Here is a 16,196-nt window from a genome sequence, read left to right as displayed (position 1 = left end):
GCCCTCGAGCACGACAGCGGTGATCACCAGGCGGGCACGCGACATGCCCGAGCATCACCGAGCGGTGTTGCCGATGTCCTGAGACATGCGTTGCCCATGTCCTGAAACAGGACACCCCCTCGCGCACACAGGGGTGGTTCCCGAGAGAACCGCCCGAGCAGTACGAGACTCCCGGTCAGGGTTCCTGGCCGGGAGTCTTCGTGTTCGTGGGGGCGTCGACGCGGGGCCGCGGGCCTGTTCGGGACAGCGAGGAGCCCCGCCGAGTTGCTCGACGAGGCTCCGGGCTGAGGTGTCGACGGTGACCGGGCGCGTCCTGGCCCGGCGTCGTCCCACCTCAGGGCGAGGTGCGTGCCCGGCGCCGCAGCAGGACGAGGGCCCCACCGACCAGGATCAGGCCGAGCGCGGTCGGGACGATCCAAGGGTCGGAGAAGCCCGTCGCGGGCAGCCTCCCGCCCCAGGCCGCGCCGGTGCGCTGGGCGACCGTGCGGCTGCCGGAGCCTCCCGACGGAGCGGCGGGGTCGGCGGGAGCCTGCGCGCCGGCCCCGGAACCCGGCGGGTTCGCAGGCACGGGCCCTGGCGGGTCGACCGGGCCGGGGTCCGGCGGGTCGGTCGGCTCGGGTGCGATCTGGACGATCGGACCACCGCCGAGCCACGCCATGCTCTCCGTGCCCTCGGCGAAGGTGCCGACGACGTCGCCGGCCTGGGCGGCCTGGGCGGCGAGAGGCACGCTCACCGCGTCGTAGAGGGAGGACTGCACGGTCGCCGGCAAGGTCGGGTGCGCCTGCTGGAACTGCTCCGCGGGCATCGCCTCGCGTGGCGTGTCCGGGAGCGTGACACCGCCGACGATGTCCATCCAGTACTCCATCTCCCCGAACGTCCACTCGTACCGGAACAGCGGCGTGCTCAGCTGCTCGAGGTACTCGTCGAAGACGTCCTGCGGGTCCCACGCCGTGCGCGCCGGCCACGCCGAGACGTCACCGGAGCCGATCACGTCGTGGAACGCGCCCGGACGCTCGGCGTCGCGCTCCGTCAGCCACTGGGCGGCCACCCGGGACGTGTACACGCGACGCAGGTCCGCGTACTCCGGGGCGGTGTTCACCCGCTGCTCGAGCAGTGGCGCGAACGTGTCGGCGATCCGCTGCGTGTTGCGGTCCACGACGTCCTGCGGCGCGTCCTCGCACAGGTCCTCGCCCTGGCCCGGCGGGCGCCAGTCGATGTCCATCGGCTCGTACCGGGCCGCCAGGGGCGCGTCGAGGATGTACAGCTGGTCGCCGTCCTCGCGGACCGTTGCAGGCTTCGGCTCGACCCACATCCGGTACGACCCGTGGCAGATCAGGCCGTCGGAGGTGCGCTCCATCGAGTCCCAGAACGCCTTGCCGTGCTCCGTGGCCGGGTCCATGTACGCGTTCTGCGTCTCCTTGAACCGCAGGTCCGCCTGCAGCAGCACCCGCCCCGCGTCGGTGGTCGCGAACTGCGGGTCGATGATCGACTCCGGCGTGTCCGGGTTGAGGTTGACCCAGAACTGGCTCTGGTCGAGCGACAGCCAGGTGAACAGGGCGTCCGAGGACAGGTCGAGCGCCGCCTCGCCCCCGTACCCGGGCTCGGCCTCGCCGTCGTCCGGCAGCTCGGCGGCGGAGAAGGCGTACCCGAAGTCCTTGGTCTGCGGGTCGTCCGACACGTAGTGCAGCTCGAGGGACGTCCAGTCGATGCCGCCCGGACGCCGCGGACCGAAGCCCTGGCGGCGCTGGTCGTTCGCGAAGTCCTCCGCGAGGCGCCGGGCCTCGCGCGCGTCGGCGGCCGTCCGGCCCGAGCGCTGGGCGAGGTCCTTGGCGGCGCCGCCGGTCGGCCTGCTCTGGTCGGGGCTCATGGAGGTGTTGCCCGGGTTCGACGCCGGGTTCTGCAGGCGCGCGGTGGACTCGAGCACGACGTACCGCACGCCGTGCTGGTTCATCAGCCGGACCTGCCCGGGCAGCGGCTCCTGGCTGAAGACGTAGTACACCTTCCAGCTCGACCCGCGCATCAGCGCCTGGTCGGCCCGCAGCTGCTCGAGCTTGAGCGGTGAGCCGCCGGACTTGAGCTCGTAGGCGACCTGCCGGTTCCGGTTCACGGAGTCGTACCGGCGGTCGTACCCGAGGTTCTTCTCCTTCGCGAGCTGCGTGTCCTCGCACATCCAGTCCGGGCCGCCGAGCTTCAGGCGCCGCCCGACGTTGCGGTGGAAGCCGTCGCCCCGCGAGTCGTTCGCCATGTTCGGGATGTACGTGTTGCGCCAGCGCTCCCACTCCCACTCGCCGCCGCTGGTCGTGTACTCCTTCCAGCGTCGGAGCATGTGGTCCTCGGACCCGGCGGGGAAGTTCTTGTACTCACCCTGCAGCGCGTCGAGCTCCGCACCGGTCGGCGCCGCACGGTTCCGGTACGCCTCGGCGGCGTTCTCGTACGTGTAGTCCGGGATCTTCTCCTTGTGCCCCACCGGCACGTTCTTCCCGCCGGGCAGGTCGTCGTCGCCCGCGATGCCGTCGATGCCGTCGATCAGCTCGTCGCACTGGATGTCGAAGCGGGGTGCGGCCCCCACCTCGCCGACCGGGACGAGCACGACCGTGACGGCGAGCGCGAGCCCGGCGGCAAGACCGAGCAGGCCTCGGAGCCGGTCACGGCGCCGGTCCGGGCGCGGGAGGTTGCTTCGTGGCACGTCCATCTGGGCCCCCTGAGACCAGCGACGACGCAAACCCCGCCAGGCTGTCGCAAACCGCTCAGAACGGTCAAGGAGTGACGGGGACCGCTCCCGCTCGACCCGACGTCAGCGGGCGTCGACGGCGGCCGTGGTGCGCGGCGCCGCGTTGGAGGCCGGGGGCCGGTCGACGCGCAGGCCGGCCGCGAAGGCGGCGACGGCGTCGTGCAGGTCGTCCGCGTACTGCGGTGCGGACGTCGTGCCGGTGACGACGGCGAGCCAGATGCTGCCGGGCACCGGTGCGGCGACCTGCGACGTCGAGCTGAGAGCGCCCGTCACGGTGCGCTCGACGCGGCGCGCGACCAGGCCGGGCCCGATGCCGGTGTCCACGCGCTCGTCGCTCTGCACGACGAGCCGCGCCAGGGTGAGGTCCGCCCGCAGCGGGGCGGTGCGGAGCCACGTCAGGGAGATCGTGCTGACCTCGGGCTCGGAGGTCACCTCCCCCGCCGAGCCCAGACGCAGCAGCGTCACCACCGCACCGCTGCCCGCGCTGGCCCGGGCCACCGACACCAGCACCGCGGCCGCGCCGCGACGACGACGTTCGTCGAGCGCCGCCCACAGCGGGGTCCGTGCGACGAGGCCGACGAGGTCGTCGCGCATCGACGGCGCGTCTCCTCGCAGGGCGTGCCAGCCCTCGGGCGCGGTCACACCGAAGCCGAACGGGGGCCGTGAGGGGACGCCCGGCAGACCAGGTCCCGGGGAGGTGCGCTCGACGCTAGGGTGCACACCCGGACGATCCCATACGAATCGACCCGCGACGCGCAGGGGGTGACGACGTGACCGACGATCTGACCCGGGCCCAGGGCCGCGTCGACGACCTGCGCCTGCTGCTGCGACAGGTGCGCGAGGCGCGCGAGGGCGTCCCGTCCCTGCACCGCGCCGCCGAGGCCGTCGGGTCCGCCGGCACCTGGACGGGGACGGCGGCCGACCGGCTGCACCGCGACGAGCTCGCGCCGGCCGCCGCCGCGCTCCCGCGGACGCTGGTACGGATCGAGGAGGCCGTGGCGGACGAGCTCGCGCACGCCGAGCGCGCCCTGGGGCGGGCACGCGAGGACGCGGAGGGCGTCGCGTGACGCGTCTCGTCGAGGTCTGCCCGGAGGCGCTGTCCGGGGTCCGCTCGGACGTGGCGGCGACCCGCGACGCGGTGCGCGACACGGTCGGGCCGTTGCGGCACCGGATGGTCGCGCTGGGTGTGCCGACCGGGGCGATGGACGAGGCGCAGACCATGGCGGACCGTCTCGGGACGCACGTGCTGGGCACGCTCGACCCGTACGTCGCGCGCGCACGGGACCTGGCGGCGATGCGCTACGACGGCGCCTTCGGCGCGACCCTGCCGGTGGTCGACGACCCGGACCCGTTCGTCCCCGCCAGCCCGTTCACCCAGACCGCGCTCGCCGGCGGGGGATCGGCCCTGACGTGGAGCGCGGCACCCGTCGAGGAGCAGGAGGCCGACGAGCGCGACACCGAGAGGTCCCGCGGGATCGGCGACTGGTTCGGCGACCGCTGGGACGACCTGTCCGGGGCGGTGTCGGACGGTGTCGACCGGTTCGCCGACGTCGCCACCGACGCCTGGGACGGCGTGCTGGACGCTGGTGGGCAGGTCGCCGACTGGTGGGACCGGACCAGCGGCGATCTCGGCGGCTGGATCGACGAGAACCTGGACGGGCTGCGCGACTTCATCGGCGAGCACGTCGCGGTGTTCCGCGTCCTCGCGACGGTGTGCCGGGTGGTCGGGTGGGTCGTGGTGGCCGTCGGGGCGGTGCTCATGATCGCGCTCGCGATCATCGGCGGCATGGGCGGGGCCGCGATCGGCGGCGTGTTCGGCTTCGGGGTCGGTGCCGTCCCGGCCGGAGGCGCGGGTGTCGTCGCGGGACTGTCCTTCGGGCTCAAGGTCGTCGGCGTCGGCTTCACCCTCGTGTCCGTCGGTGACTTCCTCGACGTGGCGGCCGACTGGGGCGAGGGCACGGTCGACGGGCAGCAGCTCGTGCAGCAGGGCAGCCTCGAGCTCGCCCTCGCCGTGACGTCGCTGCTGGGTGCCGGCGCCGTCGGGAAGATCCTGCAGAAGACCCTGCGGCACCTCCCGGCGTCGTGGCGTTCGGCGCTCGACGACCTCTTCTCCCGCCCGGCGCCGACGCGGCCCCGCGCCCCGTTCACGTCGTCCGACCCGTTCGTCGCCGACGCCGCCAACGCGATCGAGGCCGCGTTCCCGGGACAGGTCCGGGACATCAACAACCTCGTGCCGATGAGCAACGGGCTCTCGCGCGAGGTGGACGTCGACCTGGGCGATATCGTCGTCCAGGTCAAGGAGGGCAACGCGCGAGGGCTGACCGGCCAGATCCTCAAGACCGAGCAGACGACAGGCCGCCGGACGATCGGGTTCGCCCCGGACATGCCCGACGGGGCGTGGCAGGCCGCCGCGAGGCAGGGCATCCCGATCGCGCGGTCGCTCGACGAGCTCGTCGCCATGGTGGGAGAGATGCGGTGAAGGGTGCGCTCGTGCTCAGCGAGGACGCGGGCCTGTTCGAGGTGGCCCGTGACGTGATCGTCGGCCGGGGCGGGACCGCGGTCGAGGACACGGCCCAGCTCCGGGGGCCTGACGGCTTCCTGCTGACGCTCTTCCGCGACGAGTACCCGGGCGACGACTTCCGCGAGCAGCCCTTCACCGCGGCCGGCGGGGTCGACGACGTCCCGTCGATGGCGCAGGTGCACGGTCTGCCCGTCGAGTGCCGGTCCGAGGTGCTGTTCGTCGACGTCGTCCGTGCGATCTCGGCCGCCGCCGCGGGGCCCGTGTGGGTCCTGGACAACGAGTCGGTCCTCTGGGCCGCGGAGCAGCTGGACCCCACGACGATCTCGCTCTGAGTGCCGACAGGCAGACCGCGCCCGAGCCGCAGGGACGAACGTCCGTCGGAGGTCAGCGGCCCGTCTGTCGCGTGTCAGCGGATCGAGGCCATCACGCGCGTGAGGGCGGCGACCTTGTCGAGGCACGCCTCGAGGCCGGCGGCCGACAGGCCGCGTGACGCCTCGGTCGCGTAGCCGCGCTCGGTCACGGTGATCCGCGTCGCGTCGTCGGCGGTCTCGAACGTCACGACGTGCGGGACGGGATCGGGGACGCCGTCGAGGCCGGAGGCGGCCGGGCCGACGTGGTGCCCGTCGGCGTCGACGAACCGCACGTCGTAGCGCAGCTCGTGCGGCTCGTCGACCGGCGTGCACGTCCACGCGGTGTACGTCGTCGCGCCGCCCATCTCCGCGGGTGCGCGCATCCCGAGCAGCGACGTGCCGCCCTCGCGGACGTCGAGCACGGCGACGGGACAGGTGAACGGGCCCGGGCACCACCACTGGCGGACCAGGCCGGGCTCGGTCCACACGCGCCACGCGTCGCGCGGGTCCACCGGGACCGTCCGCGCGGCGACGACGTCGTGGAGGTCGTCGTCACGGACGTGCCGTCCACCGGGACCGTGCCTGCGACCGAGGACGGGACCGACCCCGGCACCCGGATCTGACCTCAGCTCAGGGATGAGCACGACGGCCGCCCGTCGGACGCACCACGGCCCGCGACCGCTGCCCGTCAGCGTCGGAGCAGGGTGTCCTTGATCTGGACGCCGGTGGACGTGATGGACGCCGTGAATGCGCCGCCCAGCTGCTCGCTCGAGCAGGCGATCGCCACGAGAAAGCCGTCGTGGTGCGACGACACCGACACGGTGTCGACCGATTCCCGGGTGATCTCGACGATCACGGTGCCCGCGGCGTCTCTCCAGACGACGTGCACCGATCCGGCGATCTCGTCCCACGTCAGCTCGACGGACGCGACGCCCGCGGCGTCGAAGGTCACCGTGCGCACCCACGGCTCGTCACCGACCTGAGCGTCCAGCCCGAGCTCGGCGAGCTCGAGCGCGGTCGGTGCGGTCAGGGGCGACGCCATCATCTTCCTCCCATGGGGATGATCGGGGTCAGACGATAGCCGTCGTCGGTGACCTACCGGGCCGTCTCCAGCGTGAGCGACCCTCCCGGTCCGACCAGGGGGCTGGACGTGCGGACGGCCGCCGGTCACGTGGACCGGCGGCCGCCGTCGCACCGCGGGAGGTCGCGCCGTTCACGGCGCGCGACCCGTGCGCGTCAGGCGCAGGGCGTCCCGTTGACGGTGAACGCCGTCGGGGCGGTGTTCGTCCCGCTGTACGAGCCGTTGAAGCCGATGCTCGTCGAGCCGCCGGCGGGCACGGTGCCGTTCCACGGCGCGTTCGTCACGGTCACCGCGGCGCCCGTCTGGCTGTAGGTGGCGCTCCACCCCTGCGTGACCTTCTGGTCGCCCGGGAAGGTGAACCCGAGCCGCCAGGACGTCCACGCCGACGACGAGGTGTTCGTGACGGTGATCGACGCGGTGAAGCCGGTGCCCCACGAGTTCGCCGTGTAGGAGACGCGGCACGCGCCCGGCGGCGGGGTGGTGACCTCGGGGAGCGTCCGGAAGGTGACGCTGGGGGACAGCGCGGAGAGCTGCCCGGCGGTGTCCTTGGCCCGGACCGTCAGCACGTGGTCCGTCCCCGGCGTGAGACCGGTGAGCGTGACCGACGGGGTGCTCGACGTCGCCACGACGGTGCCGTCCTGCGCCCGCAGGACGTCGTAGCCCGTGACGCCCGTGTCGTCGGTCGACGCCGACCACGTGAGCGTGGCGCCCGTCTGCGTGATCGTCGACGCGACCGGGAGGCCCGGCGTGCTGGGCGGCAGGTCGGTCGTGGAGCCGGTGGTCCGCACGGTGACCGGCGACGAGTCGGAGGACAGCCGGGCGTTGTTGCGGGCGCGGACGACGAACGTGTTCGAGGTGCTCGGCGTCAGGCCCGTCACCGTCGCCGAGGTCGTCGTCGTCGACGCCACGACCTGCAGCGCGTCGCCAGCGACGCGGATCACGTCGTACCCGGCGATCCCGCTCTCGGGGTCGCTCGACGCGGTCCAGGTGAGCGTCACCGACGTGTCCGTGACGGCGCTCGCGGTCGGCGTGCCGGGCACAGTCGGCGGTGTGGTGTCGACGGCCGGCGTGCTGCCCGCGTGCTCGGCCGCCCAGCTCGCGAGCCAGGCCAGCGCCGAGTTCCAGTTGATCGCGACCTCGTTCACCGAGTACGCCTCGATGTGGTCGACGAAGCACTTCTGGGCCGCGCAGCCGCCGAGCTGGGCCGCGGCGATCGGGTCCTGCAGCTCGCTGTTCGGGCCGCCCGAGAACGACCCCGGCGGCGCGATCGGCAGCGACGCGTCGGCCTGGTGCGCCCAGAACCGGTGGTGCACGTTCTGCACGGCGCGCTCGCCGTAGCCTGCGATGTACGACTGGTTCAGGGGGTTGCGACCCTGGAAGTAGTCGAGGGCCGCGTAGACGCCCGTGCGGTACTTCGCCTGGCCGGTGAAGTCGTAGGCCAGCGCGAGCGCGTTCGCGTTGTTGGCGACCTGGCCGTTCGAGCCCCAGTAGTAGACGGACCCGGCGTTGTTCGGCGCGGGGTACGCCTGGGCGTTCGCACGGGCGAGCGCGGCGTCGGCGAACGACACGATCGCGGCGCGGGTCGCGGCGACGTCGGCGGCGGGAAGACCCGTCGGGACCAGCGCGAGCGTGGTGTCGCCGAGCCCGCCGGTCCAGCCCCAGTCGTACCCGCGCTGCGCGAAGCTGCCGCCCTTGTACAGCGACGAGCCGGCGACGTCGGCGCGGTAGGTGTCGGAGCCGGTCGTCGCGTAGAGCTCGGCGGCGGCCCAGTAGAACTCGTCGGTCACCGAGCTGTCGCTGTACGCGCCCCCGCCCGTCCCGTCGGTGCTCGAGGCGAGCCGGTTCGGGTTGGCCTTGGCCGCCGCGTACGCGGTCTGCGCCGCCGCGAGGGCCTTCGCGGAGAACGTCGGGTCGATCGTCTTCCACAGCCGTGACGCCTGCGCGGCCACCGCGGCCATGTTGAGCGTCGCCGCGGTGCTCACCGGGGACAGGAGCCGGCGCTGGCTGTCCCGCGCGGGGATCGTCGGCAGCGCGGTCCAGTTCTCGTCGTGGATCTTGTGGTGCACCATCCCGGCGTCCGCGCGGCCGGCCGGCACCTGCATGCGGAGCAGGAACTCGACCTCCCAGCGCGCCTCGTCGAGCACGTCCGGGGCGCCGTTGGCGCGCTCGGGGATCGCCATCGTGCCGTCCGCCAGGGCCGTGGCGTCGGCGCCCGCGACGTGCAGCGTGCGCTCGTACGCGTTCTGCAGCTGCCACGTGGCGATGCCGCCGTTGACGACGTACTTCCCCTGGTCACCGGCGTCGTACCAGCCGCCGCGCACGTCGAGGCTGTAGCCGCAGGACTGCCGGCACGGCACGCTCGTGTCGCCCTGGTTCGGCGCGACGCCCAGGTGCCCGGCGGCCCGCGCGTACGTGCTGCCGACGTACTGCGACTCGATCGCGATGCCGCTGCGCTGGTGGTAGAAGAACGCCAGCGCGTCGTAGCGGAGCTTCTTGACGGGGTCCGCGGAGATGCCGAACGGCAGGCTGCTCGCGCCACCGGCGGACAGGACGTAGCCGGAGCCCGGGGTGTCGAACGTCGAGAAGTCGATCAGGTGCGTCGAGTCACCCGAGAGCGCGTCGGCGCCCCGCACGGTCGACTGCCCCGAGGCGACGGTGGTCCCGGCGGCGTTCCGCAGCGTCCACGCGACCGGCGACGACGAGGTGCTGACGAGCGTCGCGACCTTGGCGACGCCCGGGACGTAGGCGACCTGGTTGACCTTGACCTGCGAGCCCGGGTCGGGGGCGGCGAACGCCGCCTGCGGGGCGACGACGCCGCACACGGCCAGGGCGGCGGCGACCGCGACGGCGGCGACGCGGGCCCGGCGCGGCCCTCGGGGGTGGGTGTTCCGTGACATGACGGTCCTTCGTTGGACGGACGACGGGTGGGCGGTCACCCGCGAGGAACCGGCCGGCCAGGCGGTCGTCGCAGGCACGCTCCGCCCACGCTAGGGCGCGCCCGCAGCCCGTCAGCGGCCGTCCGACGGCGGAATCGATTAGGCCGTCACGGGCCCCGGTTCCCGTGCCGGGGCACGTCACGGATCTCGTGGTGCCCACCACGATGTGCGCCGGCGCCGTGGGGCGAAGGCGCGTGCGTACGGAGGCGACCAGCGCCTCGGCAGGCACACCGGGAGACGGAGCATGCCCAGCATCACCAACCCCGACCTGACCTTGAGCGAGTCCGAGGGCAAGGTCACGCTGCGCGTCGAGCACGACGCGACCTGACGACCGGCGCGGCGGCACTCGCCGGTCGACGAGAGGGTCGGCGGGGGCGGTCGACCTCCCGTCCGCGCGCACTTAGCGCGTCGAGGGCCGGCCGCACAGCGCTCGGTCGCCGCGACGAACCGGCCCCGGCCGACGGCTCGGTGTGCACGCCACCGTCGCGCGACGCTGACGATCCGCGCAGAGCCTTCACGACACCTCGACGCCGACCCGGTCCGGGCCTCGGTGACCGCTGGGTACGGTCGGCCCGGCGCCGGACCCGGTGGCCGCCGAGCGACGGACAGGAGACGGGATGCCCGACGGGGCACGCTTCGAGACCGTGCGGCGTGCCGGTGCGGGCGCCGTCGCCGTCGTGGGGGTCTGGACCGCCGCGGCGCTGGTCGGCGGCGGGACGTGGGCGACGGTCGGCGACGGGTTCCGCGCGCTGCTCGGGGAGGGCGCACCGTCGGACGCCGTCGAGGCGCTGTGGGCGCTGCGCGGGGACGCGCTGCCGCTGCTGGTCCTGGTGCTCGGGCTGGTCCCCGCGGCCGCGCTCCTGCTGGGTGGGGTGGCGCGGCGGTCGCCCGCTGGGCCGGGCACCGCGAGCGTCGCGTCGCCGGTGGACGGGTCGACGTCGGTCCCGCCCGGAGCGCGCCGTCTGACGTGGCGCGGGGCCGGTGTCGTCGCGGGTGTCGTGGCGGCCGGCCTGGTGGCGGTCGTCGCCGGGGCGCTCGTCGTGTCGGCGGACCCTGCGTCTGCGCCCCTCACGTCCCGGCCGTGGATCTGGCTGCTCGTGTCGTCGCCTCGCACGCTCGCGGGCGTGTGGCTCACGCGCGTGGGGGCCGGGCTGGGCGCGGCCGGGGTGGGCGTCCTGCTGCGGCGCCGGGGTCCCGTCGTCGGGGGTGCGCTGGCCGTGGCCGTCGGTGCGGCGGCGATCGCCCTCTCCGTCGCCGCGTGGACCGCGCGCACGGTCGCGTCGGTCGCGCGGAACCGCGGCGGACCGTCGTCGCTCACGACGGTGCTGCAGGACGGGGTGGTCGCAGCGGGCCTGGTCGCGGCCACGGCAGCGGTCGTCGCCGGGTGGTGCGCCGTGGTCGCGTGGCGCCGGCTCGGGGGCGGGGAGTCGTCCGCCCGGACGGTCGGACCGGAGGAGCGCAGGGCGACCCTGCGGCCGCGACGGCTGGTCGCTCTCGGCGTGGCGGCCGTCGTGGTGGTCGCCGTCGGGACCGCGTCCGGCGTGCGGGTGGCGGAGCGGCGCGTCGTCGACGAGGTCGTGGCTGATCCCGTCCTCGCGGCGTGCCTCGAACGGGCCCTCGGCGCGGGCCGGGGCGACGGGCTCGCGCCGCACCGGTTCGACGAGGTGTTCACGGTCGACTGCCCGCGCGGCAGCAGCGGTGCGCAGGTCCGGTCGCTCGACGGCCTCGAGCGGCTCACCTCGGTGCAGCAGATCGACCTGACCGGCCAGGACGTCGCCGACCTGCGGCCGCTCGTGGCGCTGACCCGGCTCACGTCGTTGCGCCTGACGAACAACCCCCGCGTCGCGGACCTGTCACCGCTGGCGGGGCTGCCGCTCGACGACCTGGGCCTGTCGGGAACCGGTGTGCACGACCTGGGTCCGCTCGCGGGGACGACCTCGCTGCGGTTCGTCGGCCTGGGCGGCACGGGGGTGTCGGACCTGTCGCCGCTCGTCGGGTCCACCGGGCTGATCGAGCTCGACGTGTCGCACGCCGCCGTCGTCGACCTCTCGCCGCTCGCGGGCGCTGCGAGCCTCACGAAGATCGACGTCCGCGACAACGACGTCGTGGACGTCGCGCCGCTCGCGCGGATGCCCGCGCTCGACGAGCTGTGGATCGGCGGCAACCCGGTGGCCGACCTGCGGCCGCTCGTGGACGCGCCGGCCCTGCTGGGCGTCGACGTCGAAGGGCTGCCGGGGACGACGCCGGGGATCGCCGAGCTGCGGGCGCGGGGCGTCTACGTCGGCGGGCTGGCCTGACCCGACGTCACCCGCGCGGTGGGGGGTGACGCCGGGCGCGCGGCGACGGGCTCGGACCGTCGGGTCCGGCGACGGACGGTCCTGCTCAGCGCAGGGCGTCGGCCGTCGGCTCCGCCTTCTCGGCCCGTCGCCCCGTGCGTCGTGCGAGAGCCAGCGCGACCGTTGCGAGGCCCGCACCCAGAGCGGCGCCGAGCGCGTTCGAGAGCCAGTCGTTCGTGTCGCACGAGCGGCCCAGGACCGGCAGCAGCGCCTGCACGGCCTCGATGCCCGCCGACGCGAGGACGCCGCCCAGCAGCGCGAGCAGCGGGCGACGGGTCGCGACGGCCGCGAGCAGCACGGGCGGGACGAGCAGCAGGACGTTGGCGAGGAGCTCGACCCGGCCGAACGTCGGGAGCACCCAGCCGACCGCGCAGCGCTCGAACACCTCGCGCTGCGTCGGGACGAGCGTGAGGAGCACGACGGGCACGAGCGAGAGCGCGCAGAGGATCCACGACAGCCGGGGCGGGCGGCCGAGGAGCCACCAGCCGAGCAGCGGGCCGACGACGACGAGGACGGCGAGCACCGTCGGGCCGAACCACGGGTGGGCGACGAGCAGGGTGGAGATCACGGGGGCAAGGGCTCCGGGGGGCGGACGACAGGGCTGGGGCGGGTAGGTACGGGCTACGACGCGAGGCGCGCGCCGCCGCCGGGCGACGTGCGGTCGAGCGCATCGCCGGGGTCCTTGACCGCGTCCCACACGGCGTCGAGCGAGAGGCTGAGGACCTCGGCGATCGCGGCGATCGTGGGGAAGGCGGGGGTGGCCACGCGGCCGGACTCGATCTTGCGCAGCGTCTCCGGGGAGACGCCGGCGTCGAGCGCGACGGTGAGGATCGACCTGTCGGCCCGCGCGCGGCGCAGCAGCGCGCCGAGGCGCTGTCCTCGGGCGACCTCGTCGGGCGTCAGCGGCAACCGGACCATGCGACCGATTGTAATACCGGGATAGTATGGCCGGGATAGTTATCCGAACCGCGGAAGGGCCTGGCCCGATGATCGAGATCCTGACGCTCACCGAGGTGCTGCGTGCCCGTGACACCGGCGCACTCGTCGCCGAGATCCTCCACACCCTCCGCGGCCGCGCGACCGTCGGCACCAACCTGCTCGACATCGACCGCTGGGCCCAGCGCATGATCGCCGACGCGGGCGCCGAGTCCTGCTACGTCGACTACGCGCCGTCGTTCGGGCGCGGGCCGTTCGGCCACTACGTCTGCACGTCCGTCAACGACGCGGTGCTGCACGGCCTCCCGCACGACTACGCGCTCGCGGACGGCGACCTGCTCACGCTCGACCTCGCGGTGTCGCTCGGGGGAGTGGTCGCCGACTCGGCGATCAGCTTCGTCGTCGGCGACGGCGCGCGGGCCGAGGACGTCGCGCTCATCGAGGCGACCGAGCGCGCGCTCGCCGCCGCGATCGCGACCGTCGGGCCCGGCGTCCGGCTCGGCGACGTGTCGCACGCGATCGGCACCGTCCTCACCGACGCGGGTTACCCCGTCAACACCGAGTTCGGCGGGCACGGCGTCGGGACGACCATGCACCAGGACCCGCACGTCCCGAACACCGGCCGGCCCGGGCGCGGGTACACGCTGCGCCCCGGCCTGCTCCTCGCGCTCGAGCCGTGGGTCATGGCCGACACCGACGAGCTCGTCACCGACCCCGACGGCTGGACGCTGCGCAGCGCGACGGGGTGCCGCACCGCGCACTCCGAGCACACCGTCGCGATCACCGACGACGGCGCGGAGATCCTCACGCTGCCCCGCTAGCCCGACCGCGTCGCTCGTGGCCGCCGGGACCCTCACGGCCCGGTCTCGTTCGACCCTGCGCGCCGACGTGCCGATCGCGACGCAGCGACGGACCCGGAGACGCCGAGAGGCGCACGACCCCGAGCGGGGCCGCACGCCTCTCGTGCCCTGAGCAGGGTCAGGACGTCCGACGCCGCGCCAGCGTCGCCACGCCGATCCCCCCGGCGAACAGCGCGATCGCCGCGACCAGCCGGCCGATGTTCGTCGCCCCGGCACCGTCGACACCGGCGATCTCGATCGAGTACGCGGTTGCGCCGACCGCCCCGTCCGGTGCGCCGTACGCCATGCCCTCGGACTGCGCACGCTCGGCGCCGGCCGCGAGCACCGCGTACTTCACGCCGAAGTCCTCCGCCGTGGCCTGGCCGCTCGCGACGACCTGCGACGTGCCCTCGTCGGACAGCTGCTGCGTCCCGTCGACGAGCTTCGGCGCGCCCTCGGAGGCGGAGCCGAGTCCGTCTGACAACGCGCGTGACCCCTCGGCGGCGCGCGCGATACCAGCGGAGAGCTCGTCGGCACCGTCGTCGAGGCGGCTCGCCCCCGCGCCGAGCTGCGCGAGGCCCGAGGCGAGAGTCCCCCCGCCGGCGCTGAGCTGGTCCATGCCTGCCTGGAGCGAGTGGACGCCGCCCCGCAGGGTGTTGTCGGCTCGGGTGTCGTCGGCGTCGCCGACGCCTGCCCGGACCTTCGTGATGACGCCCGAGATCAGCTGGCTGACGCCGGCGTCGACCGCTGCAAGACCGTGGACGACGTCCGGCCGGCTCGTGTCGCAGGTGCCGGGGATCGACGTGCTGTCGAGGCCGCACTCGATCATGGCGAGCGTGCCCGCGGCTGTCGCGAGCCCACTGGCGAGCGCCGAGGCCCCACCGGCGATGGTCGCGGGGTTCGTCGTGTCGGTGAGGACGGGGACGCCCGCGGAGAGCTGGGCGACGACGTAGTCGTACTGCGGGAGCAACGCTGGGTTCATGCCGGCACGCAGTCCTCCGAGCCCTGTCACCGCGTCCTGCAGCTGCCCGCCGAGGGCGACGGCACCCGAGGAGAGCTTCGTCGCGCTCGTGGCGGCGCCCGCGACTCCCGTACGGACCTGGTGGACCGCGCCGGTGAGTGTCGCCGCCGCCGTCCGGAGCTTGGTGATCCCTGCCTGGAGCTCCTTCACCTTCGGATCCTGGTCCAGCGCGCCGATCTCGCCGTACATCTTGACGAGTCCGGCGTCGACGAGCGCGAGCCCTGAGTCGACCTGCGCGAGGCCGTCGAGGAGCTGTGGAGCCTTGGCGCGAGCCTGCGCGAGCCCTTGGTCGAGCTGCTCGGCACCCGCAGCGAGCCGCGCGGCGCCCGGGGCGGCGGAGTCGTTGAGGCCCGCGGAGAGCTCCGCCGCGCCGTCGCGGAGCTGGAGGAGGCCTGCGAGGAGCTGCGCGGCGCCGTCGTGGAGCTGGAGGACGGAGTCGTCGATCTGCGTCGCGCCCGCGGTGAGGTCGACGCCCTTCTGCGCGCCGGAGCGGTAGCTCTCCGCGCCGCCCTTGAACGACGGGTAGTCGAGCGGGGAGACGGGCATCGACGTGAGGGTCGCGGGCGGGACGACGGCGCCGCGGACCTGCGCGGTGTAGCCGAACTCGGCGGTCGCCGAGCCGATGGGCGGGAAGAGCGTCATCTGGAACTGCAGGCGCGTGCCGCCGCGGCCGTCGCCGGCGAGGCCCGCCTCGTCGGACCGCACGTCCGTGAACGTCGACGGGAGGACGGTGACGAGCTGGCCGATCATCGGCACGACGGTCTTGGCGGAGGCGGTGGCCTCGGTGCCGGTGCCGTCGTCGTAGGTGACGTCCTGCGTCTTCCCGGTGGTGTTGGTGACGGTGTAGTGGACGCCGAGCGTGCCGGAGCGGCCGACGACGGCGCCAGGCTGCACGGGCTCGCCGTCGAGCGTGTACTCGACCTCGACCGCGAGGGGCAGGTCGCGGTCGTAGGTGCTGACGGTGCGGGCGCGGCGCTCGCCGTCGACGTCGACCGTCGCGACGAGCCGGCCGTCGACGACGCGGTACCCGCCGAAGCCGTCGAGGTTCCGCAGGCCCTTGGTCGACACGGGGTTCTCGACGGTCGCGCTGCCGTGGCCGGTGAACGCGAGCTGGTCGTAGACGCGGGCCTCCTGGACCGCGCCGGTCGCGGACAGACGGGCCTGCACGGTCTCGGTGTTGGTGACGGTCACGTCGCCGGAGCCCGAGCCGGAGCCGGAGCCCGAGCCCGCGGCGAGCGCGGGGGACCCGGCGGTGCCGACGAGGAGCGGGATGAGCACGACGGCGGCGGCCGCCGCGGTGGTGGTGGAGCGGCGCACGTCAGGCCTCCGGCTGCGGGTCGAACGGACGGGTGGCGGGCGCGCCGCGGCGGGCGGGGTCGGGGGCGGCGTACGGGCGGGCCGGCGCGTGCGTGCCGGCGGCCTCGTAGCCTCCGGCAGGCTCGGGC

At 74.3% G+C, this 16,196-nt stretch carries 13 protein-coding genes; 5 read left to right on the top strand and 8 right to left on the bottom strand.

From position 1 onward, the window contains the following. Positions 1 to 334: 334 nt before the first annotated feature. Positions 335 to 2,692, bottom strand: coding sequence for an LPXTG cell wall anchor domain-containing protein (locus CTKZ_RS08085; RefSeq protein ID WP_124342470.1), 2,358 nt, complete (start codon positions 2,690 to 2,692; stop codon positions 335 to 337). Positions 2,693 to 2,794: 102 nt separating this feature from the next. After that, on the bottom strand, positions 2,795 to 3,325 hold the full coding sequence (locus tag CTKZ_RS08080) for a hypothetical protein (protein ID WP_124342469.1): 531 nt from the start codon (positions 3,323 to 3,325) through the stop codon (positions 2,795 to 2,797). A 176-nt stretch (positions 3,326 to 3,501) separates the two neighbouring features. Between CTKZ_RS08080 and CTKZ_RS08075 the strand changes: the two genes are divergently transcribed. The 3 genes from CTKZ_RS08075 to CTKZ_RS08065 are packed head-to-tail and all read left to right on the top strand — an operon-like array spanning position 3,502 to position 5,584. After that, the gene (locus tag CTKZ_RS08075; protein WP_124342468.1) at positions 3,502 to 3,798 is read left to right on the top strand and encodes a hypothetical protein; all 297 of its coding nucleotides are present in this window, start codon (positions 3,502 to 3,504) and stop codon (positions 3,796 to 3,798) included. Then, positions 3,795 to 5,210, top strand: a complete 1,416-nt coding sequence (locus CTKZ_RS08070) for a hypothetical protein (protein WP_124342467.1) — start codon at positions 3,795 to 3,797, stop codon at positions 5,208 to 5,210. The genes CTKZ_RS08075 and CTKZ_RS08070 overlap by 4 nt, the downstream gene beginning before the upstream one ends. Continuing rightward, on the top strand, positions 5,207 to 5,584 hold the full coding sequence (locus tag CTKZ_RS08065; protein WP_124342466.1) for a hypothetical protein: 378 nt from the start codon (positions 5,207 to 5,209) through the stop codon (positions 5,582 to 5,584). The genes CTKZ_RS08070 and CTKZ_RS08065 overlap by 4 nt, the downstream gene beginning before the upstream one ends. A gap of 74 nt (positions 5,585 to 5,658) precedes the next feature. Here CTKZ_RS08065 and CTKZ_RS21475 read toward each other — a convergent pair whose 3' ends face one another. The 3 genes from CTKZ_RS21475 to CTKZ_RS08050 all read right to left on the bottom strand — a co-directional run bounded on the left by CTKZ_RS21475 (position 5,659) and on the right by CTKZ_RS08050 (position 9,580). After that, entirely contained in the window at positions 5,659 to 6,114 is a 456-nt protein-coding gene (locus CTKZ_RS21475) for an SRPBCC family protein (protein ID WP_160142854.1), read from the bottom strand. 176 nt (positions 6,115 to 6,290) lie between these two features. Next, entirely contained in the window at positions 6,291 to 6,644 is a 354-nt protein-coding gene (locus CTKZ_RS08055) for a hypothetical protein (protein ID WP_124342465.1), read from the bottom strand. Positions 6,645 to 6,838: 194 nt separating this feature from the next. Next, positions 6,839 to 9,580 (bottom strand): glycoside hydrolase family 9 protein, encoded by a 2,742-nt coding sequence (locus CTKZ_RS08050; protein ID WP_124342464.1) that lies wholly within the window; start codon positions 9,578 to 9,580, stop codon positions 6,839 to 6,841. A 656-nt stretch (positions 9,581 to 10,236) separates the two neighbouring features. Between CTKZ_RS08050 and CTKZ_RS08045 the strand changes: the two genes are divergently transcribed. Further along, positions 10,237 to 11,916 (top strand): leucine-rich repeat domain-containing protein, encoded by a 1,680-nt coding sequence (locus CTKZ_RS08045; RefSeq protein ID WP_124342463.1) that lies wholly within the window; start codon positions 10,237 to 10,239, stop codon positions 11,914 to 11,916. Positions 11,917 to 12,001: 85 nt separating this feature from the next. On the opposite strand, the gene CTKZ_RS08040 is transcribed toward CTKZ_RS08045, so the two are convergent. Then, a complete protein-coding gene (locus CTKZ_RS08040) occupies positions 12,002 to 12,523 on the bottom strand; it encodes a VanZ family protein (RefSeq protein WP_124342462.1) in 522 nt (173 codons plus the stop codon). A 53-nt stretch (positions 12,524 to 12,576) separates the two neighbouring features. After that, positions 12,577 to 12,873 carry a helix-turn-helix domain-containing protein gene (locus CTKZ_RS08035; RefSeq protein ID WP_124342461.1) on the bottom strand — a complete coding sequence of 99 codons (297 nt, stop codon included), beginning with the start codon at positions 12,871 to 12,873 and terminating at the stop codon, positions 12,577 to 12,579. A 68-nt stretch (positions 12,874 to 12,941) separates the two neighbouring features. Between CTKZ_RS08035 and map the strand changes: the two genes are divergently transcribed. Further along, on the top strand, positions 12,942 to 13,712 hold the full coding sequence (gene map / locus CTKZ_RS08030) for a type I methionyl aminopeptidase (RefSeq protein ID WP_124342460.1): 771 nt from the start codon (positions 12,942 to 12,944) through the stop codon (positions 13,710 to 13,712). Positions 13,713 to 13,869: 157 nt separating this feature from the next. Here the strand turns inward: map and CTKZ_RS08025 are convergent, their stop codons facing one another. Beyond that, a complete protein-coding gene (locus CTKZ_RS08025) occupies positions 13,870 to 16,068 on the bottom strand; it encodes a hypothetical protein (protein ID WP_124342459.1) in 2,199 nt (732 codons plus the stop codon). Positions 16,069 to 16,196: the final 128 nt, after the last annotated feature.

The organism is Cellulomonas algicola (assembly GCF_003851725.1).
In the GTDB taxonomy this organism is placed as follows: Bacteria; Actinomycetota; Actinomycetes; order Actinomycetales; family Cellulomonadaceae; genus Cellulomonas; species Cellulomonas algicola.
This window is presented reverse-complemented; position numbering and strand designations above follow the sequence as displayed.

What these genes read in the sequence shown, in the direction of transcription:
- CTKZ_RS08085 (WP_124342470.1), bottom strand. Translation starts at nt 2,692, where the DNA reads ATGGACGTGCCACGAAGCAACCTCCCGCGCCCGGACCGGCGCCGTGAC.
- CTKZ_RS08080 (WP_124342469.1), bottom strand. Translation starts at nt 3,325, where the DNA reads ATGCGCGACGACCTCGTCGGCCTCGTCGCACGGACCCCGCTGTGGGCG.
- CTKZ_RS08055 (WP_124342465.1), bottom strand. Translation starts at nt 6,644, where the DNA reads ATGGCGTCGCCCCTGACCGCACCGACCGCGCTCGAGCTCGCCGAGCTC.
- CTKZ_RS08050 (WP_124342464.1), bottom strand. Translation starts at nt 9,580, where the DNA reads ATGTCACGGAACACCCACCCCCGAGGGCCGCGCCGGGCCCGCGTCGCC.
- CTKZ_RS08045 (WP_124342463.1), top strand. Translation starts at nt 10,237, where the DNA reads ATGCCCGACGGGGCACGCTTCGAGACCGTGCGGCGTGCCGGTGCGGGC.
- CTKZ_RS08035 (WP_124342461.1), bottom strand. Translation starts at nt 12,873, where the DNA reads ATGGTCCGGTTGCCGCTGACGCCCGACGAGGTCGCCCGAGGACAGCGC.
- map (WP_124342460.1), top strand. Translation starts at nt 12,942, where the DNA reads ATGATCGAGATCCTGACGCTCACCGAGGTGCTGCGTGCCCGTGACACC.